At 73.9% G+C, this 20,930-nt stretch carries 22 protein-coding genes; 20 read left to right on the top strand and 2 right to left on the bottom strand.

The window, feature by feature from the left end; translation table 11 throughout:
- Nucleotides 1–207 precede the first annotated feature (207 nt).
- The 9 genes from ACI794_RS20035 (at nucleotide 208) to ACI794_RS19995 (ending at nucleotide 8,484) form a co-directional block, all read left to right on the top strand.
- The gene (locus ACI794_RS20035; protein WP_456604245.1) at nucleotides 208–1,083 is read left to right on the top strand and encodes a branched-chain amino acid ABC transporter permease; all 876 of its coding nucleotides are present in this window, start codon (nucleotides 208–210) and stop codon (nucleotides 1,081–1,083) included.
- On the top strand, nucleotides 1,083–2,900 hold the full coding sequence (locus ACI794_RS20030; RefSeq protein WP_456604246.1) for a branched-chain amino acid ABC transporter ATP-binding protein/permease: 1,818 nt from the start codon (nucleotides 1,083–1,085) through the stop codon (nucleotides 2,898–2,900). The genes ACI794_RS20035 and ACI794_RS20030 overlap by 1 nt, the downstream gene beginning before the upstream one ends.
- Nucleotides 2,897–3,619 (top strand): ABC transporter ATP-binding protein, encoded by a 723-nt coding sequence (locus ACI794_RS20025; protein WP_456604247.1) that lies wholly within the window; start codon nucleotides 2,897–2,899, stop codon nucleotides 3,617–3,619. Before ACI794_RS20030 ends, ACI794_RS20025 begins: the two co-directional genes overlap by 4 nt.
- 100 nt (nucleotides 3,620–3,719) lie before the next feature.
- Nucleotides 3,720–4,079 (top strand): histidine triad nucleotide-binding protein, encoded by a 360-nt coding sequence (locus ACI794_RS20020; RefSeq protein WP_456604186.1) that lies wholly within the window; start codon nucleotides 3,720–3,722, stop codon nucleotides 4,077–4,079.
- Nucleotides 4,080–4,129: 50 nt separating this feature from the next.
- Nucleotides 4,130–4,951 (top strand): enoyl-CoA hydratase/isomerase family protein, encoded by an 822-nt coding sequence (locus ACI794_RS20015; RefSeq protein WP_456617198.1) that lies wholly within the window; start codon nucleotides 4,130–4,132, stop codon nucleotides 4,949–4,951.
- 229 nt (nucleotides 4,952–5,180) lie between these two features.
- A complete protein-coding gene (locus ACI794_RS20010; RefSeq protein ID WP_456582882.1) occupies nucleotides 5,181–6,203 on the top strand; it encodes a PhoH family protein in 1,023 nt (340 codons plus the stop codon).
- Between the two features lie 5 nt (nucleotides 6,204–6,208).
- Nucleotides 6,209–6,712 carry an rRNA maturation RNase YbeY gene (ybeY, locus tag ACI794_RS20005; protein ID WP_456582883.1) on the top strand — a complete coding sequence of 168 codons (504 nt, stop codon included), beginning with the start codon at nucleotides 6,209–6,211 and terminating at the stop codon, nucleotides 6,710–6,712.
- On the top strand, nucleotides 6,709–8,070 hold the full coding sequence (locus ACI794_RS20000; RefSeq protein ID WP_456604187.1) for a hemolysin family protein: 1,362 nt from the start codon (nucleotides 6,709–6,711) through the stop codon (nucleotides 8,068–8,070). The genes ybeY and ACI794_RS20000 overlap by 4 nt, the downstream gene beginning before the upstream one ends.
- Before the next feature lie 81 nt (nucleotides 8,071–8,151).
- Nucleotides 8,152–8,484, top strand: a complete 333-nt coding sequence (locus ACI794_RS19995; protein ID WP_236826234.1) for a cytidine deaminase — start codon at nucleotides 8,152–8,154, stop codon at nucleotides 8,482–8,484.
- On the opposite strand, the gene ACI794_RS19990 is transcribed toward ACI794_RS19995, so the two are convergent.
- A complete protein-coding gene (locus tag ACI794_RS19990; protein ID WP_456604188.1) occupies nucleotides 8,481–9,068 on the bottom strand; it encodes a hypothetical protein in 588 nt (195 codons plus the stop codon). The two genes, ACI794_RS19995 and ACI794_RS19990, sit on opposite strands and share 4 nt — an antisense overlap.
- A gap of 124 nt (nucleotides 9,069–9,192) precedes the next feature.
- Here ACI794_RS19990 and ACI794_RS19985 point away from each other — a divergent pair, with 124 nt between their 5' ends.
- The 8 genes from ACI794_RS19985 to ACI794_RS19950 all read left to right on the top strand — a co-directional run bounded on the left by ACI794_RS19985 (nucleotide 9,193) and on the right by ACI794_RS19950 (nucleotide 14,896).
- Nucleotides 9,193–9,393: a hypothetical protein gene (locus ACI794_RS19985; protein WP_456604189.1), complete on the top strand. Its 201-nt coding sequence runs from the start codon at nucleotides 9,193–9,195 to the stop codon at nucleotides 9,391–9,393.
- A gap of 66 nt (nucleotides 9,394–9,459) precedes the next feature.
- Complete coding sequence (gene era / locus ACI794_RS19980; RefSeq protein ID WP_456604190.1) at nucleotides 9,460–10,374, top strand: GTPase Era; 915 nt, start codon at nucleotides 9,460–9,462, stop codon at nucleotides 10,372–10,374.
- Nucleotides 10,374–11,162: a DNA repair protein RecO gene (gene recO / locus ACI794_RS19975; protein WP_456604191.1), complete on the top strand. Its 789-nt coding sequence runs from the start codon at nucleotides 10,374–10,376 to the stop codon at nucleotides 11,160–11,162. Before era ends, recO begins: the two co-directional genes overlap by 1 nt.
- Nucleotides 11,152–11,916: an isoprenyl transferase gene (locus tag ACI794_RS19970; protein WP_456617197.1), complete on the top strand. Its 765-nt coding sequence runs from the start codon at nucleotides 11,152–11,154 to the stop codon at nucleotides 11,914–11,916. The genes recO and ACI794_RS19970 overlap by 11 nt, the downstream gene beginning before the upstream one ends.
- Before the next feature lie 207 nt (nucleotides 11,917–12,123).
- The gene (locus ACI794_RS19965) at nucleotides 12,124–12,672 is read left to right on the top strand and encodes a hypothetical protein (RefSeq protein ID WP_456617196.1); all 549 of its coding nucleotides are present in this window, start codon (nucleotides 12,124–12,126) and stop codon (nucleotides 12,670–12,672) included.
- Nucleotides 12,673–12,742: 70 nt separating this feature from the next.
- Nucleotides 12,743–13,018 carry an antibiotic biosynthesis monooxygenase family protein gene (locus tag ACI794_RS19960; protein ID WP_456582891.1) on the top strand — a complete coding sequence of 92 codons (276 nt, stop codon included), beginning with the start codon at nucleotides 12,743–12,745 and terminating at the stop codon, nucleotides 13,016–13,018.
- 23 nt (nucleotides 13,019–13,041) lie between these two features.
- A complete protein-coding gene (locus tag ACI794_RS19955) occupies nucleotides 13,042–13,425 on the top strand; it encodes an HNH endonuclease (RefSeq protein ID WP_456617195.1) in 384 nt (127 codons plus the stop codon).
- Between the two features lie 73 nt (nucleotides 13,426–13,498).
- A complete protein-coding gene (locus tag ACI794_RS19950; RefSeq protein WP_456604195.1) occupies nucleotides 13,499–14,896 on the top strand; it encodes a glycine--tRNA ligase in 1,398 nt (465 codons plus the stop codon).
- A 95-nt stretch (nucleotides 14,897–14,991) separates the two neighbouring features.
- On the opposite strand, the gene ACI794_RS19945 is transcribed toward ACI794_RS19950, so the two are convergent.
- A complete protein-coding gene (locus tag ACI794_RS19945) occupies nucleotides 14,992–16,074 on the bottom strand; it encodes a type IV toxin-antitoxin system AbiEi family antitoxin domain-containing protein (RefSeq protein WP_456617194.1) in 1,083 nt (360 codons plus the stop codon).
- Between the two features lie 259 nt (nucleotides 16,075–16,333).
- Here ACI794_RS19945 and dusB point away from each other — a divergent pair, with 259 nt between their 5' ends.
- The 3 genes from dusB (at nucleotide 16,334) to ppdK (ending at nucleotide 20,789) form a co-directional block, all read left to right on the top strand.
- Nucleotides 16,334–17,494, top strand: a complete 1,161-nt coding sequence (gene dusB, locus ACI794_RS19940; protein WP_456617193.1) for a tRNA dihydrouridine synthase DusB — start codon at nucleotides 16,334–16,336, stop codon at nucleotides 17,492–17,494.
- The gene (locus ACI794_RS19935) at nucleotides 17,491–17,931 is read left to right on the top strand and encodes an Rv0361 family membrane protein (protein ID WP_456617192.1); all 441 of its coding nucleotides are present in this window, start codon (nucleotides 17,491–17,493) and stop codon (nucleotides 17,929–17,931) included. The genes dusB and ACI794_RS19935 overlap by 4 nt, the downstream gene beginning before the upstream one ends.
- Before the next feature lie 158 nt (nucleotides 17,932–18,089).
- On the top strand, nucleotides 18,090–20,789 hold the full coding sequence (gene ppdK, locus ACI794_RS19930; protein ID WP_456617191.1) for a pyruvate, phosphate dikinase: 2,700 nt from the start codon (nucleotides 18,090–18,092) through the stop codon (nucleotides 20,787–20,789).
- Nucleotides 20,790–20,930 lie beyond the last annotated feature (141 nt).

Below are 20,930 nucleotides of genomic sequence, written 5' to 3'. Positions count from 1 at the left end.
CCCCCCCCCCCCCCCCCCCCCCCCCCCCCCCCCCCCCCCCCCCCCCCCCCCACCCCCCCCCCCCCCCCCCCCCCCCCCCCCCCCCCCCCCCCCCCCCCCCCCCCCCCCCCCGCTGCGACCCCGCCGGGGGTCCGGTCCTGGTGACCGGGCCCCCGGCCGTGCGTCGGCTACCGTGCCCGGGCACCCACGACGAGAACAGGCAACGCTGTGCAGCAGCTCCTCAACGGCATCTTCATCGGCTCGATCTACGCGCTGTTCGCCATCGGGTTCACGCTGGTCTTCGGCATCCTCGACCGGCTGAACCTCGCCCACCCCGCGGTCTTCGCCGCCTCGGCCTTCGTCGGCATCGAGCTGGTGGAGCGGGGTGGCCTCTCCCTCTGGACGGCGCTGCCGATCGTCTTCGTCTTCGGCGCCGTCCTCGGCCTGGTCATCGAGCGGGTGGCGTTCCGGCCGCTCAAGAACCGGGCCGACGCCCACTTCGCCGGGCTGATCTCCTCGATCGCGCTCGCCGGCATGCTCATCGCGCTGCTGCAGTGGCGCTACGGCCCGGACACCCGCCGCTTCCCGCCGGGCTCCTTCCCCGACACCCGGTTCGAGGTGTTCGGCGCCCAGGTGACCCTCGTGCAGGTGGTCATCCTCGCGGTCTCGCTCGCCCTGATGGTGGGCCTCACCTACATGGTCACCCGCACGCGGCTGGGCCGGGGCATGCGCGCGGTCGCGGAGAACCCGACCGCGGCGCGGGTGCTCGGCGTGAACGTCGACCGGGTCACCGCGGTCACCTTCGCGATCTCCTCGGCGCTCGGCGCGGTCGCCGGCGTGCTCTTCGCCATCAACGTGAACACCGCTCAGCTGGGCATGGGCGCCGCGATCGAGCTCAAGGGCCTGGCGGTCATCATCGTCGGCGGCATGGGGTCGCTGCCCGGTGCGCTCATCGGTGGGCTGCTGCTCGGGCTGGCCGAGGTGTTCGCCGTCCAGTACATCGGCTCGTCGTGGGTGAACGTCATCGCGTTCGGCCTGCTGTTCGTGATCCTGCTGCTGCGCCCGCAGGGGCTGCTCGGCGCGCGGAAGGTCCGGGAGGTCTGATGCTCGGCCAGTACGCCACCACGCTCACCTTCATCGCGCTGGGGGCGATCTTCGCCTACTCCTTCTACGCCGTCCTGATCGCCGGGCAGCTCAGCCTCGGCCAGGCCGGCTTCGCCTCCCTCGCGGCGTTCTCCGGTGCCTACCTGGCACCCAGCGGGGCCGACGTCGGTGACGTCCCCGCCCTGCTGATCGCCGTGGCGATCGGCATGTCGGTCGGCGCGCTCGGCGCCGTCGTCCTCGGCCTGCCGACCATGCACCTGCGCGGGGTCTTCCTGGCCATCGCGACCCTCGGCTTCGCCGAGGCGGTCCGCGTGGTGCTGCTCAACCAGGAGTGGACCGGCGGCGCCCAGGGCCTGGGGGTCCCCCGGATCCTCACCGTCGGCATGGCCTGGACGGCGCTCGCGCTCGTGGCCTACTGGTTCTGGCGGATGGGGCGATCGCGCTACGGCCGTGCGCTGGAGGCCATCCGCGAGGACGAACTGGCCGCCCGGTCGATGGGCATCGACGTGGGGCGCCACCGGCTCGCCGCATTCGTCACCGCCGGCGCGGTCGCCGGGCTGTACGGCGTCCTCTACGCCTACTACGTCCGGCTCATCGCCCCCAACGACTTCGACTTCGTCGCGGCCGTCGAGGGGCTGGTCACCGCGGTGGTGGGCGGCTCGACGATGTTCCTGGGGCCGCTCCTGGGCAGCGGCTTCCAGACGATCGTCCCGGAGATCCAGCGGGCGGTCGGGGTGGAGGCCGGCTGGATCCGGCCGTTCCTGGCCAGCCTGCTCCTCCTGGTCGTCATCCTCTTCCTGCCCGGGGGGCTCGCCAGCCTCATCCCGCGGCGGACCCGCATGCCCTCCGGTGACGACGGCGACTCCACCACCGGCCTCGCCGGCCGCCGCCACCCGGCGGCCGGGGAGCCGGTGGTCACGCTCGCGGGCCTGGGCAAGGAGTACGGCGGCGTGCACGCCGTCCGCGGCGTGGACCTGGAGATCCGGGCCGGCGAGGTCGTCGGCCTGATCGGCCCCAACGGCGCCGGCAAGACCACGCTGGTCAACATGATCAGCGGGCTGGTCCCGCCCAGCTCCGGGAGCGCGACGGTGCTCGGGACGGCGATCGGCAGCACCCCGGTGCACCGCATCGCGGCGGCCGGGGTGAGCCGCACGTTCCAGCACTCGAAGCTGTTCAACCGGCTCTCGGCGCTGGAGAACGTGCTCGTCGGCGCCCACCTGGTCAGCAGGCCCACCTTCCTGCGGCGGCTGATCTGGCTGCCGTCGGCGCGGCGGGACGAGCGCGCGGCGCTGCGGCAGGCGGCCCGCTGCCTGGAGCGGGTCGGGCTGAGCGAGCTCGCGGGCAGCCGGGCGGAGGCGCTGTCCTACGGCGACCAGCGCCGGCTCGAGATCGCCCGCGCGCTGGCCTCGGACCCCTCCCTGCTCATCCTGGACGAGCCGGCCGCGGGGATGAACCACGTCGAGGCGGCCCGGCTGTCGGAGCTGATCCGGTCGCTGGCGCGCGACGGGCTCACCATCCTGTTCATCGAGCACAACGTCGGCATGGTCCTGCAGACCTGCACCCGCGTCGTCGTCCTCAACTTCGGCGAGGTCATCGCCAGCGGTGCGCCGGACGAGGTCGCCGCCGACCCGGCCGTCATCGAGGCCTACCTGGGGTCGGCCGACGACGACGGCGACGAGGGCCCCGTCGCCGAGACGGCCCGCTCCGGCGCCACCGCGGCCGGCGCCGGCGACGCGCCACCGGACGCCGTCGCCAACGTGCGGCCTGGCGCCGCCGGCACCCTGGACACGCCCGACAGCACGAGGGATGCGACATGAGCGACCCGATCCTCACCGTGGAGGGCCTGCGGGTGACCTACGGCCGGGTCGAGGCGGTGCGCGACGTCTCCTTCCGGGCCGAGCAGGGATCGCTCGTCACGCTGGTCGGTGCGAACGGCGCGGGCAAGTCCTCGGTCATCAACGCCGTCTCGGGCATGCTTCGGCCGGCCGGTGGCCGGATCACCTTCGAGGGCCGGGACATCACCCGCACCCCCGCCCACAAGCTGGTGGGCCGCGGGCTGGTGCAGGTGCCCGAGGGGCGGCAGATCCTCGCCACCCTGACCATCGAGGAGAACCTCCAGATGGGCACGTGGCACGCGGGCACCGGCGGCGCGCGCCGCGTCGACGAGATGTACGACCGGTTCCCCGTGCTCGCCGAGCGGCGGGCGTTGCCGGCGGGGGCGCTCTCCGGTGGGGAGCAGCAGATGCTGGCCATCGCCCGCGCCCTGGTCGCCGGACCCACCGTGATGCTCATGGACGAGCCCTCGATGGGGCTGGCGCCGAAGATCGTCGACGAGGTGTTCCGCGTCATCGAGGAGATCCGCGCGTCGGGCACCACGGTCGTGCTGGTGGAGCAGAACGCCCGCCGGGCCCTGCGCGCCGCCGACCACGGGTACGTGCTGCAGAGCGGCGAGGTGGTGCACTCCGGCCCGGCGGCCGAGCTGCTCGCCGACGAGCGCATCGTGCAGGCCTACCTGGGGGTCGAGAGCGGCACCTGACTCTGGGGGGCGGTGACGTGCTGGAACGGCCCCCGTGCAGGGTCCCGCCGCGAGCGCAGCGAGTGGTGGGGGGCACGGGGGTCCTCCTAGGGTGCGGGGCGTGACCGACTGCCTGTTCTGCCGCATGGTGTCCGGTGAGATCCCCGCCGACGTCGTCCACCGGACCGAGCGGGTGCTCGCCTTCCGCGACATCAACCCGCAGGCCGCGACGCACGTCCTGGTCATCCCCACCGAGCACCACCCGACCGCGGGCGCTCTCGCCGAGGCCGACCCCGCGTTGATGGGCGAGGTCGTGGCCGCCGCGCACGCGGTGGCCCGGCAGGAGGGCCTGGTGACCGGCGACGGCGCCGAGCCCGGGTACCGGCTGGTGGCGAACACCGGGCCGGCGGCCGGGCAGACGGTCCACCACGTCCACCTCCACGTGCTGGGCGGCCGCGACCTCGGCTGGCCGCCGGGCTGAGCGGCACGGCCCCCGTCCCGGGATCCCGGACCGCCTGAGAAGGTGGGCCCATGACCGAGAGCACCGCGCCCCTCCGCATCGAGCGCGACGGCGACGTCGCCGTCGTCGTGCTGGAGAACCCGCCGCTGAACCTCTTCGACGCCGCGACGTTCGACGCGATGGAGGCGGTGGCCGGCGAGCTGGTCGAGCTCACCGACCCGGCACGGGCCGACCGGGCCCGCGCCGTGCTGGTCGAGGCGCGCGGCAAGGTCGTCTCCGGCGGGGTCGACGTCACCTACTTCCGGGACATCGCCGAGGGGCCCGACCCGGCCGGCCGGGGCGGGGAGCTGTGGGCGCGGTTGCTTCGCGTCGCGAACGCCTTCGAGGACCTGCCCGTACCCACCGTCTTCGCCGCGCACGGGCTCTGCCTCACCGCCGCCTTCGAGCTGGCCCTCTCCTGCGACATCCTGCTGGCCGCGGAGAAGGCCTCGTTCGGCCTCGTGGAGATCGTGGTCGGCCTCACGCCCTCGATGGGTGGGCCCCAGCGGCTGGCCGAGCGGGCCGGGCCGGCCCGGGCCAAGGACCTCATCTACACCGGCGAGCGCCACCCGGCCGCCGTCCTGGAGCGGTGGAACGTGGTGAACCGGGTGCTCCCCGACGAGGGCTTCGCCGAGGCGGCCCGCGAGTACGCGCGCCGGGTCGCCGCCGGGCCCACGGTGGCGCACGCCGCCACCAAGCGGCTGGCGACCGTGGCGGTGCGCGAGGGGGCCCGCGCGGCCGACGCGCTGGTGCCGGAGATCTCCGGGCCGCTGTTCGCCACCGAGGACCTCCGCGGCGCCGTCGCCTCCTTCCTGACGGAGGGGCCGGGCAAGGCGTCCTACACCGGTCGCTGACCCCTTCGGGCGAGCCAGGTTCCGGACGTCCGCGCGCGGGTAGAGTCGATCGGGTCACCGGTGCGGATCCCCGCACCTCACCGTCGCAGGAAGGCAGGGTCGAGGGTTCTTGCCCGACACCTCCCCGAACGTCCCCGTGCCAGGAGCGCCCACGTCGCGTGAGGCCTCGGCACAGGCCGCCGCGGCGGACGGCGCGCTCGCCGGTCCGCCCGCCCCGTCCGTCCCTCCCGTGCGGACCACCATCACCGTTCCCGACGGCGTCCCGATGGTCGCCCTCCTCGGCTCGGGCGACGAGCTGCTCCGGCTCGTGGAGGCCGGCCTCGACGCCGACGTCCACGTGCGCGGCAACGAGATCGCCGTCACCGGGCAGCCGGCCGACAACGCCTTCGCCGTCCGCGTCTTCGACGAGCTGATCGCGCTGATCGGCACCGGCCAGGTGCTGCGACCGGACTCGGTGCGCCGCGTCATCGGCATGCTCAAGGCCGGGGGCGACGAGCGTCCGGCCGACGTGCTGAGCCTGGACATCATCAGCCGGCGCGGCCGCACCATCCGGCCGAAGACGCTGAACCAGAAGCGCTACGTCGACGCCATCGACGAGCACACCGTCGTCTTCGGCATCGGCCCGGCCGGTACCGGCAAGACCTACCTGGCGATGGCCAAGGCGGTCCAGGCGCTGACGACCAAGCAGGTCAACCGGATCATCCTGACCCGCCCGGCCGTCGAGGCCGGCGAGCGGCTGGGCTACCTGCCCGGGACGCTGAGCGAGAAGATCGACCCCTACCTGCGGCCGCTCTACGACGCGCTGCACGACATGGTCGACCCGGAGTCGATCCCGCGGCTGATGCAGTCGGGCACCATCGAGGTCGCGCCGCTGGCGTACATGAGGGGAAGGACCCTGAACGACGCGTTCGTCATCCTCGACGAGGCGCAGAACACCACCGCCGAGCAGATGAAGATGTTCCTCACCCGGCTCGGCTTCGGATCCAAGATCGTCGTCACCGGTGACGTCACGCAGGTCGACCTGCCCGGCGGCGCCCAGAGCGGGCTGAAGATCGTCCGCGAGATCCTCGACGGCATCGAGGACGTCCACTTCGCCAACCTGACCAGCACCGACGTCGTCCGCCACCGGCTCGTCGGCGACATCGTCGACGCCTACGAGCGCTGGGACGCCACCCGGCAGGCACCCACGAGCCGATCGGCCGCCGGCGCGGCGCCGGCCCGCACGTCCCGACCGCGCCGGCAGGGGAGCTGACCGACGTGCCCGTCGAGGTGTCCAACGAGTCCGAGATCGCCGTGGACGAGGCCGAGCTGGCCGGCGTCTGCCGGTTCGTGCTGGGCGAGATGAAGATCAACCCGATGGCCGAGCTCTCCGTGCTGTGCGTCGACCCCGACTACATGAGCAGCCTGCACGAGCGGTGGATGGGCGAGAAGGGCCCCACCGACGTGCTGGCCTTCCCCATGGACGAGTTCGACAGCGGCCGGCCCGACGACCCCGAGCCCGGCCCCGCCCTGCTCGGCGACATCGTGCTGTGCCCCTCCGTCGCCGTCCGGCAGGCCCGCGCCGCCGGTCACTCCATGGACGACGAGCTGGTGCTGCTGGCCACCCACGGCGTGCTCCACCTGCTGGGCTACGACCACATGGAGCCCGAGGAGGAGAAGGAGATGTTCGGCCTCCAGGGCAAGCTCATCGACGCCTGGCGGGCCGCTCCGCGCGAGCCGGTGACCGGTGCGCCGGTGGCCAAGGAGACCGGTTCCCGATGACTGCCGGCGCGATCACCAACCTGGTGGTCGCCATCTGCCTCATCCCTCTCGCCGGTCTGTTCGGCGCGATGGAGGCGGCCCTCCAGCGGGTCTCGAAGGCGCGCGTGGAAGAGCTCCGCCGCGACGGCGTGAAGCGGGCCGCGGGCCTGGAGCAGGTCGTCGCCGACCGGGCGCGGCACGTCTCGCTGCTCCTGCTGCTGCGGATCCTCTGCGAGATGGTCGCCGCAGTCATCGTGGCGCTGCTCTTCTTCGACCTGTGGGACAGCACGCTGCAGGCGGTGCTGGCGGCGGCGGGCGTGATGACCGTGGTCAGCTACGTGCTGGTCGGCGTGGGCCCCCGCACCCTGGGCCGCCAGCACGCGTACGGCACGGCGCTGGCCACGGCGGGGATCGTCCGGTTGCTGGGCCGCGTGCTCGGGCCCGTCGCCAGCCTGCTGATCCTGGTCGGCAACGCGATCACCCCCGGGCGCGGCTTCCGCGACGGCCCCTTCTCCTCGGAGGTGGAGCTGCGCGAGCTGGTCGACATGGCCGAGGAGCGCGGCGTCGTGGAGTCCGGCGAGCGCAACATGATCCACTCGGTGTTCGAGCTGGGCGACACGATCGCCCGCGAGGTCATGGTCCCGCGCACCGACGTCGTCTGGATAGAGCGCACCAAGACCGTGCGCCAGGCCCTGGCCCTCGCGCTGCGCAGCGGCTTCAGCCGCATCCCGGTCATCGGCGAGAACGTGGACGACGTCGTCGGTGTCGTCTACCTCAAGGACCTGGTCCGCCGCTCGCAGAACACGCAGGACCGCAACGGGCCCAAGGTCGAGGAGCTGATGCGCCCGCCGACGTTCGTGCCGGAGTCCAAGCCCGTCGACGAGCTGCTGCGCGACATGCAGGCCGCCCGCATCCACATCGCGATCGTGGTCGACGAGTACGGCGGCTTCGCCGGCCTGGTGACCATCGAGGACATCCTCGAGGAGATCGTGGGCGAGATCGCCGACGAGCACGACGCCTTCCAGCGGCCGGAGATCGAGCACCTCGAGGACGGCTCGGCGCGGATCACCGCCCGGCTGCCGGTGCAGGACCTCGCCCACCTGTTCCCGGGCGTGGAGCTGCCCGAGGACGACGACGTCGAGACCGTCGGGGGCCTGCTCGCCCGGGAGCTCGGGCGGGTGCCGATCGAGGGGGCCGCGGCCGAGGTCGGCGGGCTGCGCCTGGTGGCCGAGAGCACCGGCGGGCGGCGCAACCGCATCGACACGCTGCTGGTCTGCCGGTTGCCCGAGCCGTCGGAGGACGGCGAGGAGCCCACCGAGGAGCCGCACCCGTCGGGGGCCACCCGCGCGGAGCAGCCGGCCGGCGTGGTGGAAGGCTGACACAGGACCCTCCCGCCCCACCCCTCCAGGCTCGCGGCGGGCCCCTGCAGGAGGGCCGACCCACCGGACGAGGATGACTCTGTGGCTGATCTGCACCCCGAGGACGCGAAGCTCGTGACGCTGGCCCGCTCGGCGCGCGCCCGCACCGGCGCCACCGAGGGCGCCGCGGTGCGCGACACGGACGGCCGCACCTACGTGGCCGCGAGCGTGGCGCTGCCCTCGCTGACCCTCACCGCGCTCCAGGCCGCCGTCGCCGCCGCCGTCTCCAGCGGGGTCGAGGGGCTGGAGGCCGCCGTCGTCGTCTCCGCGGCCGAGGCCGTGGAGCCCGCCGGCCTGGCCGCCGTCCGCGACCTCACCGCCGGCGCCCCGGTGCACCTGGCCGGGCCCGACGGCGCCCTGCGCGCCTCGGCCTAACCGGTCAGCGGCACGCCGAGGGAGTCGGCGAACGCGGCCGGGTCCCGCACCCAGAGACTCAGGGCCCGCTCGCCGTCGTCGTCGAGGTACCGGACGGCGACCCGGCTGCGGCCCGGCAGCCACCCGCCGCGCTTCTCCGGACGCGGCCAGTCCGCCGGGGCGCGGCCGACGTGCACCGCCTGCACCAGCGTCGAGGGGATGACGGCCGCCGGATCGGTGCGGCTCCCGGCCACGTCGAACGAGAGCCCGTGGTCGGTGACGGTGACCCGCCGGGCGTTCAGCACGTACACGGCGATCCCGGCGACGAGGGCCAGCGGTAGCTCGTCGCGCACGGCGTCCGACCCGGCGAGCCAGCCGAACAGCCCCAGCCACAGGACGACGACGAGCACGGCCGCGCCGGCCGCGTACGGACCCCCGGGCCGGTACTGCCAGTAGCGCAGCGGAGCGGGGACGACGGTCGCCGACCGCTTCGGGCCCCAGCCGGCGACGAAGCGGTGGCCACGCACCTGCTCGGCGTGCAGCCGCCGCGCGCGCTCGGCCGCAGCCCGGGGTGGCCGGGCCCTGTTCCGCTGTCGTCCTGCCACGGTGCCGATTCTCCCAGCCCCGCTCGACGCCGAGGGCCGGGGACCGTGACCGCTGGCAGGATCGTTGCGGACGACGTCATCGCTGCCACTTCCCCGGGGCCGGGCACCGGGGGATCGTGGAGGGGTGACCACGTTGCTCTTCCTGCTCCTCGTCGTCGTGGCGCTGCGGACCCTGGCGGGGCCCGCCCGCCGGCGCCGCGACGCGCGGCCCGCGTCCTGGCCGGAGGCCGGGCGGTGGCTGGTGGAGGACGTGCTGGCCGGTGCCCGGGAGCTCGGCCGCCTCGACGCCGGACGGCGCGAGCGGGCGGGCCGCCCCTGGTCCTGACCGCCCGGCGCGGCGCCCCGCACGCCGGGCGCGGCGTTGTCGGCTCCCGGTGGGAGACTGGCGGCCGTGACCGACCCTGACCAGCCGTACCGCAGTGGCTTCGTGGCCCTGGTCGGTCGCCCCAACGCCGGCAAGACCACGCTGACCAACGCGATGGTCGGCGAGAAGGTCGGCATCGTGAGCAACCGGCCGCAGACGACCCGGCACGCCATCCGCGGCGTCGTCCACCGGCCCGGCGGCCAGGTCGTGCTGGTCGACACCCCGGGGCTGCACAAGCCCAAGAGCCTGCTGGGCCGCCGGCTCAACGACGTCGTCCGCGACACGCTGGCCGACGTCGACGTGGTCGTCTTCTGCGTCCCGGCCGACCAGCCCGTCGGCACCGGCGACCGCTACATCGCCCGCCAGCTGCAGGAGGTCAAGGCGCCGGTGGTGGTCGTGGTCACCAAGACCGACGCCGCGGCGAAGAAGCACGTGGCCGAGCAGCTGATCGCGGCCAGCCAGCTGGTCGAGGCCGCCGAGGTGGTGCCGGTCAGCGCGGTGAAGGGCGACCAGGTGGAGCTCCTGGAGGACCTCCTGGTGGGCCTGCTGCCGGAGGGGCCGCCGCTGTACCCGCACGCGCAGACCACCGACGAGGACACCGAGCGGCAGCTCGCCGAGCTGGTGCGCGAGGCGGCGCTGGAGAAGGTGTTCCAGGAGGTGCCGCACTCGCTCGCGGTCACCATCGAGGAGCTGAACCGCCGTCCCGATCCCAAGCAGCCCGGGCGCGAGCTGGTCGAGGTGCACGCGCTGCTGCACTGCGAGCGGCCCAGCCAGAAGCCGATGCTGCTCGGCAGGGGCGGGTCGATCATCAAGGCGATCGGCACCGAGGCCCGCCAGGGCATGGAGGCGCTGCTGGGGGCGCGCGTGCACCTGGAGCTGCACGTCACCGTCCTGGGGGAGTGGCAGGACGACCCGAAGAAGCTCAACCGGCTCGGCTACTGATGGCACACACCCCCAAGGCGCTGTACCGGGACGAGGGCATCGTCCTGCGCACCCAGAAGCTCGGCGAGGCCGATCGCATCATCACCGTGCTCACCCGCCGGCACGGCAAGGTGCGCGCGGTGGCCAAGGGCGTGCGCCGCACCAAGAGCAAGTTCGGCGCGCGCCTGGAGCCGTTCACCCACGTCGACCTGCAGCTGTACACCGGGCGCAGCCTCGACATCGTGAGCCAGGCGGAGTCCATCCGGTCCTACGGTCAGGAGATCGTGGCCGACTACCCGGCCTACACCGCCGGCACCGCCGTCCTGGAGACCGCCGACCGGCTCACCGCGGAGGAGAAGGAGCCCTCGCTCCGGCTGTTCCTCCTCGTGATCGGGGCGCTGCGGGCGCTGGGGGAGCAGTCCCACCCGGCGCCGCTGGTGCTCGACGCCTTCCTGCTGCGGGCGATGTCGGTCGCCGGCTGGGAGCCGGCGCTGGCCGACTGCGCCCGCTGCGGCGAGGCCGGCCCGCACCGGCACTTCTCGGTGCCCGCCGGCGGCACCGTCTGCCCGTCCTGCCGCCCCACCGGGTCGGCCATGCCGAGCCCGGTCACCATCGAGCTGCTCGACGCGCTCCTGACCGGCGACTGGGGCCGCGCCGACGCCAGCCAGGGCATCAACCGGCGCGAGGGCAGCGGGCTGGTCGCCGCGCTGCTGCAGTGGCACCTGGAGCGCGGGCTGCGCTCGCTGCCGCTGGTGGACCGGACCGAGTCGGCACCCCGCCGGGAGATGAGCCTGCTGCATGGAGCGTGAGGTGAAGCCGCCGAACCCGCACCCGTCCGGCGTCCGCCCCCCGCAGCTGCCGGAGGACAAGGTGCCCCGGCACATCGCCCTGGTCATGGACGGCAACGGGCGGTGGGCCAAGCAGCGGGGCCTGCCCCGCACCGCCGGGCACGAGGCGGGGGAGTCCTCGCTGTTCGACTGCGTGGAGGGCGCGATAGAGCTGGGCGTCAAGGCGATCAGCGCGTACGCGTTCTCCACCGAGAACTGGCGGCGCAGCCCCGACGAGGTGCGCTTCCTCATGGGCTTCAACCGTGACGTGATCCGCCGGCGCCGCGACGAGATGCACGAGCTGGGGGTGCGCGTGCGCTGGGCCGGGCGGCGGCCACGGCTGTGGCGCAGCGTCATCAAGGAGCTCGAGATCGCCGAGGAGCTCACCCGGGACAACGACGTCCTCACCCTCACCATGTGCGTGAACTACGGCGGGCGCGCGGAGATCGCCGACGCCGCGGCCGCGATCGCCCGCGAGGTCGCCGCCGGGCGGCTGAGCCCGGACAAGGTCGACGAGTCCACGGTCGCCCGGTTCCTCGACGAGCCCGACATGGAGGACGTCGACCTCTTCGTGCGCAGCTCGGGTGAGAACCGGACCAGCAACTTCCTGCTGTGGCAGTCGGCGTACGCCGAGTTCGTCTTCCTCGACACGCTCTGGCCCGACTTCGACCGGCGGCACCTGTGGGCGGCGTGCGAGGAGTTCGCCTCCCGGCAGCGCCGGTTCGGTTCCGCCTGACCCCACGCGGACGTACGGTGTCCGCGCAGCCGGACGGACCCGGCCGAGGTCCCGAGCAGGAGGGTGGGTGCCATGACGCAGCCACCTCCCCGGGGGCACCCGGCCGGGCCCCCCGACCCGGCCGGACGGCACGGGCCGCGTCCGCACGGCTCGTCCGCATCCGGCGGCCCGGGGCGCCCGCCGGCCGGTCGTCCGAGGAAGCGGACGTTGCTGCCCTGGCTGATCGGCGCCGCGTTGCTCCTGGTCGCCGGTCTGGGCACGCTGCTGGTCGTCCTGCTGGGCGGCGACGCCGAGCGGCGCAGCGCGGAGCTGACCGGTGCGGGGCAGGAGGCGTCGGCCCCGTCGTCCGTGGGCTCCCTTGGCGGTACCGGTCCGCTGCCCGGGGGAGCGCGGCTCTCCGCGCCCGTCGTCGCGGACGGCGGGCTCTACCCAGGGTCCGGGGACGTCGCCCTCGCCTGGGTGCAGGCGATGGCGGAGGGCGACTTCCAGACCGCCTACGATCTCTCCTGCGAGGACGTGCAGGAGGCCGCGGCCGGTGTGGCGGACGGCGGTGACCCGGCGCTGGTGCTGGGCGACTACTTCTACTCCGACACCCTCAGCGGGCACGGGTTCACCGGCGGCACCTTCGACGGGGTCGAGCACCAGCCCGAGTCGGCGACCGACCGCGCCTCGTTCACCCTGGACCTCGACGACGGCGAGCAGTTCCTGTTGTACGTCTACGTCGACGCCGACGGCACGGTCTGCGACTTCTACTGACCGGCGGGGCGCCGCCCGCGCGGGGCGGCGAGGGATCATGCTGCGCGGAGACCGGACGGGGGGAGCACGGGTGTTCGCGGTGACGCGGCTGCGGGTGAGCGCCGACGAGGCGGACGCCTGCGAAGAGGCGGTGACGGGCTTGCTGGCGGCGCTGGCCGCCCGGCCGGGGTTCCGGGGCGGTGAGCTCGGCCGGGCGGCCGACGACCCGACCCTGTGGGCGCTCGTGACCCGCTGGGACGGCGTCGGCGCCTACCGGCGGGGGCTCTCGGCGGCCGAGGTGAAGATCGCCGGCGCGCCGGTCTGGGTGCACGCCCTCGACGAGCCGGGCGCCTACCTGACCGAGTGACGGTGAGCGCATACGGTCGGGTCGTGGTCAGCCGCACCCGCACCGCCCGGTACGCCCGCCGGCGCAAGCGCCACATGGACGCCGTCGAGCACGACCTGAGCGACGCGCAGTGGGCCGCGCTGGAGCACGCGTGGGGTGGCTGCGCCTACTGCGGGGCCACCGGCCGGCCGCTGCAGCGCGACTGCGTGCTCCCGATCTCGCGGGGCGGGCGCTACACGTTCGGCAACGTCGTCCCGGCCTGCGGCTCCTGCAACGCCAGCAAGTGCGACGACGAGGTGACGGGGTGGCTGCGGCGCAAGCGGCTCGACGAGCGGGCCTTCCTCGTGCGCCAGGCCGAGATCCGGGCCTCGCTGGCGCTGCTGTTCTGCCCCGAGGCGTCCGAGCGGGCGGCCGCGGCCACCGACTGACCGGGGCACTCTCCCGGCCAACTACCGTGGGCGGGTCAACCGCCGACCGCCAGCCGGATGGAGCCCCCTCCCCGTGAGCACCGCCAAGCACGACGCCGCCCGCCTCGACAAGGTCGTCAACCTCTGCAAGCGACGGGGCTTCGTGTTCCCGTCCGGGGAGATCTACGGCGGTACGCGCTCCGCCTGGGACTACGGCCCGCTGGGCGTGGAGCTCAAGGAGAACATCAAGCGCCAGTGGTGGCGCACCGTCGTCCAGAGCCGGGACGACATCGTCGGCCTGGACTCCTCGGTGATCCTGCCCCGCCAGACCTGGGTCGCCTCGGGCCACGTCGGCGTCTTCACCGACCCGCTCACCGAGTGCCAGAGCTGCCACAAGCGGTTCCGCGCGGACCACCTCGAGGAGGAGTTCGAGTCGCGGAAGGGCCGGGCGCCGGAGAACGGCCTGGCCGACATCGCCTGCCCGAACTGCGGCACGAAGGGCGCCTGGACCGAGCCGCGCGACTTCAACATGATGCTCAAGACCTACCTCGGCCCGGTCGAGGACGAGTCGGGGCTGCACTACCTGCGCCCGGAGACCGCGCAGGGCATCTTCGTCAACTTCGCCAACGTGATGGGTGCTGCGCGGAAGAAGCCCCCGTTCGGCATCGGCCAGATCGGCAAGTCGTTCCGCAACGAGATCACCCCCGGCAACTTCATCTTCCGCACCCGCGAGTTCGAGCAGATGGAGATGGAGTTCTTCGTCGAGCCCGGCACCGACGAGGAGTGGCACCAGTACTGGATCGACGAGCGCACCCGCTGGTACACCGACCTGGGCATCGCCCCGGAGAACCTGCGGCACTACGAGCACGCCAAGGAGAAGCTCTCCCACTACTCGAAGCGCACCGTCGACATCGAGTACCGGTTCGGGTTCCAGGGCTCGGAGTGGGGCGAGCTCGAGGGCATCGCCAACCGCACCGACTTCGACCTCTCGACGCACACCCAGCACTCGGGCACCGACCTGTCCTACTTCGACCAGGCGAGCAACACCCGCTGGACGCCGTACGTGATCGAGCCGGCGGCCGGGCTGACCCGCTCGCTGATGGCCTTCCTCATCGAGGCCTATACCGAGGACGAGGCGCCCAACGCCAAGGGGGGCGTCGACACCCGCACGGTGCTCAGGCTCGACCCGCGGCTGGCCCCGGTGAAGGCCGCCGTCCTGCCGCTGTCGCGCAACGCCGACCTCTCGCCGAAGGCCCGTGACCTCGCGGCCGCGCTGCGCCGGAACTGGAACGTCGACTTCGACGACGCCGGTGCCATCGGCCGCCGGTACCGGCGCCAGGACGAGGTCGGGACGCCGTTCTGCCTCACCGTCGACTTCGACACCCTCGAGGACCAGGCGGTGACCATCCGCGAGCGCGACTCGATGAGCCAGGAGCGCGTGGCGCTGGACCAGGTCGAGTCCTACCTGGCGGCGCGGCTTCCGGGCTGCTGACGGCCTGACCCGGCCCGTCCCGTCCCGTCCGGCTCGAGCCAGGCGGGACGGGGTGGGGCCACATGCGCCCGCGGCCCCACCCTGCCGCACACGGGTCAAGCCGGTGAGGAGTCGGCGCCGACCAGGTCGTCGACCCGGGCCAGCCAGCCGTCGTCGAGCGGTGCCTCGGTCCGCGCCCGACCCGCGGCCCGGGGGACAGTCACGAACTCCGGCACCGCCGGGGTCGGGCGGTCGAGCTGACGCCGGGCCTGCTGCTCGAGCGCCCGCCGTCCGCTGGAGAGGTCGGCGGCGGCGACGCGCACGAACCCGACACCGAGGGACCGCAGCAGGTCCTCGTCCCGCTTCTCCCGCCACAGCTCCTCGGCGGGGCTTCGCCCGAACGCCGGCTGTTCATACTTGACCCGGCCGTCGAACTCGAGCGCGAGTGCAGCCTCGGGGTACCAGCCGTCGACGACCTTCACCAGCCGTCCGCCGACCCAGAGCTCGACCTGCGGGACGAACGGCGGCAGGCCGAGCGCGGCGAACGTCAGTCGGCCGAACGTCTCCAGCCACGACTCGGCGCGGCCGTCGGCCAACCGGACCGCGCGGACCGCGCGAGGGATGCCAGGGACGCAGGACTGCCGGTCCAGGACGCGCTGGAGCTCCGCCCGGGTGGTCAGGCCGCGCAGCAAGGCCGCATCCGTGGCGGCGACGGCGTGCACCTCGGACCAGGCGCGGGCGACGTCGGCCAGCGTCCGGACCACCGTCGTCACCGGGTAGGCGCCGCGCACGGCGACCTCGTCCTCCGGGAGTGCTGCCCGTGTCATCAGCCAGCCCTGACCGCGCCGCCACCGGTGCGGGTCGGTCAGCTCCACCACCGAGGTGGCCGACCGGGGTCGGGGCAGGCCCCACACCCACGCGGCCGTCGCACCGCTGAGGACGGCGGACGGACGTGCCAGGCGGGTGACCACGGCGAGCGCGTCGAGGCCGGGGCGTCGCCCGGTGCGCTCCACCTCCGCGAGATCGGCCGCGGAGATCAGGATGCCGGGCCGCAACCGGATCCAGGTGCCGCTGCGGACGGCACCGGCGATCTCGGCGCGGGTGACCCCGGCCGCGGTGAGCTCGGAGGTGGGCAGGATCCCGAGCCGGCGTCGGCCGTTTTCGGTGGCGGAGAGGGGAGCGGCGGCGGTCCGGAGCACGCCCCCGATGGTGGGCCCGCAGACCGGGCGTGTGGGCGGCGCGAGGAAGTCTGTGCAAAGCCGGCGCGGTGTGGAGACGCGGTCCTGCCCTCGGCGGATGCGGCTCCACCCGGGTGAGGTGAGGTCGAGCCGCGGGGGATCGCGGCTCAACCCCGCCTCGCGCGGGTTAACCCGGGGACGCGGCGGCGCCGCCCACGAGGAGGGAGATCACCCGCCCGGGCAGCGGGGGGAACGGCGGGCGCCACCTACTCTGGGTGGCATGACCGCCACGCTGGAGCCGACGACGACGGTCCTGCCGCCGCTGCGGCTCGGGGCGCTCTCCGTCGACCCCGCCGTCGTGCTCGCACCCATGGCCGGCATCACCAACCCGGCGTTCCGGACGCTGTGCCGCGAGTTCGGTGCCGGCCTCTACGTCTGCGAGATGATCACCACGCGGGCGCTCGTCGAGCGCAACGAGAAGACGCTCCGGATGATCCGCGCGACCGCCGACGAGAAGGACGCCTTCTCCGTCCAGCTCTACGGCGTGGACCCGGCCACCGTCGGGCGCGCGGTCGAGATGCTCGTCGACGAGGGGGTCGCCGGCACCCGGCCGGCGCACATCGACCTCAACTTCGGCTGCCCGGTGCCCAAGGTGACCCGCAAGGGCGGCGGCTCGGCCCTGCCCTGGCGCCGCGTCCTGCTGCAGAACATCCTGCGCGAGGCCGTGCGCGCCGCGAAGGACGTCCCGGTCACGGTCAAGACCCGCATCGGCATCGACTCCGACCACGTCACCTACCTCGACGCCGGTCGCATCGCCCAGGACGAGGGCGCCGCGGCGATCACCCTGCACGGCCGCACCGCCGACCAGCTCTACAGCGGCACCGCCGACTGGGCACCCATCGCCCGGCTCGTGGAGGCCGTCGACATCCCGGTGCTGGGGAACGGCGACATCTGGGAGGCCGACGACGCCCTGCGCATGGTCGCCGCGACCGGCTGCGCCGGCGTCGTCATCGGCCGCGGGTGCCTGGGCCGGCCGTGGCTGTTCGGCGATCTCGCCGCGGCCTTCGCGGGGGAGCCCCGGCGGGCGCTGCCGACCTTCCGCGAGGTGGCGGCGATCATGCACCGGCATGCGGAACTGCTCTCGGCCGAGCAGGGCGAGCTGCACGGCTGCACCGACTTCCGCAAGCACGTGGCCTGGTACCTCAAGGGCTTCTCGGTCGGGTCGGACACCCGGCGGGCGCTGGCGATGGTGAGCGGCCTCGACGACCTGGCCGGGCTGCTCGCCGGCATCCCCGACCAGCCCTACCCGACCGCCGTCCTCGGTGCGCCGCGCGGCCGCACCAGCACCCCGCGCCCCGTCGCCCTGCCCGCGGGCTGGCTCGACGACCGCGACGACCCGCGTCCCCCCGTGGGCGCCGAACTGGAGACGAGCGGCGGATGACGCAGGGCCCCTTCCTCTACGACGACGACCCGGTGCCGCTGCACACGGGCACGCCCCGCCGGCGGCAGGGCTGGCTGATCGCCGGCATCCTCGGCGTCGTCCTCCTGGCCGGCGGCATGGTCGCCGGCCTGTACGTGGTCCGCGGGTCCCCGGCCGACCAGTCGGCCGAGGTCACCCAGGTCTTCTACGCGGCGCTGGCCGCCGGGGACACCGAGACGGCGTACGCGCTGCTGTGCGAGGAGGAACAGGCACGGCTGGACGCGACGGGCATGGAGACCGAGTACCTCCGGCCCGGCTCGGCCGAGGTCGCCGGGGTCCGGGACGACCCGGTCGAGGGCGCACGGGTCCAGCAGGTGACCGTCCGCTGGGACGACGGCGGATCGGCGCAGCTCGCGGTGGTCAACGAGGACGGCCCGCGCATCTGCGGGATCGGCTGAGCCGCGGAACCGCATCCCGCGACACCCCGACGGGGGCTCGCGCCGCCCGCTCCGGTACGCCACGATCGACGGACGCCGCGGGGGTAGACGTTTAGGACGTCCGCCCCGCACGGCATTGTTCCCATGTGGATCAGCGGGCGGACGCGGAGGTGCGCGGGGTGGCAGACGTGAAGTGGGTCTACGACTTCAGCGAGGGCAGCAAAGACCAGAAGGACCTGCTCGGCGGCAAGGGCGCCAACCTCGCCGAGATGACCAACCTGGGCCTGCCGGTGCCGCCGGGCTTCACCATCACCACCGACGCCTGCCGCTACTACCTCGAGCACGGCGGCACCCCGCCCGAGCTCGACGCCCAGGTCAGCGAGCACCTGACGGCGCTGGAGAAGGCGATGGGCAAGACCCTCGGCGACCCGGCCGACCCGCTGCTGGTGTCGGTCCGCTCGGGGGCGGCGGCGAGCATGCCCGGGATGATGGAGACCGTCCTCAACGTCGGCCTCAACGACGACTCCGTCCAGGGTCTCGCGGCGCAGTCGGGCAGCGAGCGCTTCGCGTGGGACTCCTACCGCCGGCTGATCCAGATGTTCGGCAAGACCGTGCTCGACATCGACGGCGAGCTCTTCGACGACGCCCTCGACGCGGTGAAGGCCGAGCAGGGCACCGACCTGGACCTCGACCTCGACGCCGGGCACCTGCGCGACGTCGTCGACCGCTTCAAGGCGATCGTCCGCGAGCACACCGGCCGCGACTTCCCGCAGGACCCGCGCGAGCAGATGGACATGGCGATCAACGCCGTCTTCGACTCGTGGAACTCCGACCGCGCGATCATCTACCGCCGCCGCGAGCGCATCCCGGGCGACGCCGGCACCGCCGTCAACGTCTGCTCGATGGTCTTCGGCAACCTCGGCATGGACTCCGGCACCGGGGTCGCCTTCACCCGCGACCCGGGCAGCGGTGCGCAGGGCGTGTACGGCGACTACCTGCAGAACGCGCAGGGTGAGGACGTCGTCGCCGGCATCCGGAACACCGTGCCCCTGGCCGACCTGGCCGAGATCGACCGGGCGGCCTACGACGAGCTGATGGCGACGATGGCGCGGCTGGAGTCGCACTACCGCGACCTGTGCGACATCGAGTTCACGATCGAGCGCAACAAGCTCTGGATGCTGCAGACCCGCGTCGGCAAGCGCACCGCGGGCGCGGCGTTCCGCATCGCCACCCAGCTGGTCGACGAAGGCCTCATCGACATGGACGAGGCGGTCCGGCGGGTCACCGGCGACCAGCTCGCCCAGCTGATGTTCCCGCGGTTCGTCTCCGGCGGCGACGCCCAGCAGCTGACGCAGGGCATGAACGCCTCGCCGGGCGCGGCCGTCGGCCGGGCGGTCTTCTCCTCGGAGACGGCGGTGCAGTGGGCAGGGCGCGGCGAGAAGGTCGTGCTCGTCCGCCGCGAGACCAACCCCGACGACCTGTCCGGGATGATCGCCGCCGAGGGCGTGCTGACCAGCCGCGGTGGCAAGACCTCGCACGCCGCCGTCGTCGCCCGGGGCATGGGCAAGACCTGCGTGTGCGGCGCCGAGGAACTGCAGGTCGACACCAAGGCGAAGAGGTTCACCGCCCCCGACGGCACGGTCGTGGAGGAGGGCGACGTCGTCTCCATCGACGGCTCCACCGGCAAGGTGTGGCTGGGTGAGGTGCCGGTGGAGCCCTCGGCGGTGGTGCGCTACTTCGAGGGCGAGATCGACCCCGGGTCCGAGGACGCCGACGACCTGGTGAGGAGCGTGCACCGGATCCTGAGCCACGCCGACGCGGTGCGGCGGCTGGACGTGCGCACCAACGCCGACACCCCGGAGGACTCCGCCCGCGCCCGCCGGTTCGGCGCCCGGGGCATCGGGCTCTGCCGCACCGAGCACATGTTCCTGGGGGACCGGCGGCAGCTGGTGGAGAAGCTGATCCTGGCCGACGGCGAGGAGGAGCGGCAGGCGGCGCTGGACGCGCTGGAGCCGCTGCAGAAGCAGGACTTCCTGGAGATCTTCGAGGCGATGGACGGGCTGCCGGTCACCGTCCGGTTGCTGGACCCGCCGCTCCACGAGTTCCTGCCCGACCTCACCGAGCTCTCCGTGCGGGTGGCCCTGGCCGAGGAGCGCGGGGAGCCCGACGAGGGCAACCTGCGCCTGCTCGCCGCCGTCCGCGGCATGCACGAGTCCAACCCGATGCTCGGGCTGCGCGGCGTGCGGCTGGGGCTCGTCGTCCCCGGCCTGTTCGCGATGCAGGTGCGGGCGATCGCCGAGGCGGCCTGCGAGCGCAAGCAGGCCGGTGGCGACCCGCGGCCGGAGATCATGATCCCGCTGGTCGGCGCGGTGCAGGAGCTGGAGGCGATCCGCGAGGAGGCCCAGCGGGTGCTCGCCGAGGTGTGCGAGGCGTGCGGCATCGAGGTCACGCCGCTGATCGGCACGATGATCGAGGTGCCCCGGGCGGCGCTCACGGCGGGCGAGATCGCCGGATCGGCCGAGTTCTTCTCCTTCGGCACCAACGACCTCACGCAGATGACGTGGGGCTTCTCCCGCGACGACGTCGAGGCGGCGTTCTTCCACCAGTACCTGGACAAGGGCATCTTCGGCATCTCGCCGTTCGAGTCGCTGGACCGCGAGGGCGTCGGCCGGCTCGTGCGGATCGGCGCGGAGGGCGGCCGGGCGGCCCGGCCCGACCTCAAGCTGGGCATCTGCGGCGAGCACGGCGGCGACCCGGATTCGGTGCACTTCTTCCACGAGGTCGGCCTGGACTACGTCTCCTGCTCGCCGTTCCGGGTGCCCGTCGCCCGGCTGGAGGCCGGCCGCGCCGCGCTGGGCGGGGAGCGCGCGGGGTCCTGAACGAGGACCCGGGTGCTCCCCACGCCTCGCAGGCTCGGCGCGGGGGGGGGGGGGGGGGGGGGGGGGGGGGGGGGGGGGGGGGGGGGGGGGCGGGGGCGGGGGGGCGGCGCGCGGGCGCGGCCGGGGGCGGGGGGCGGGGGG

It is taken from the genome of Blastococcus sp. SYSU DS0541 (assembly GCF_054050875.1).
This window is presented reverse-complemented; position numbering and strand designations above follow the sequence as displayed.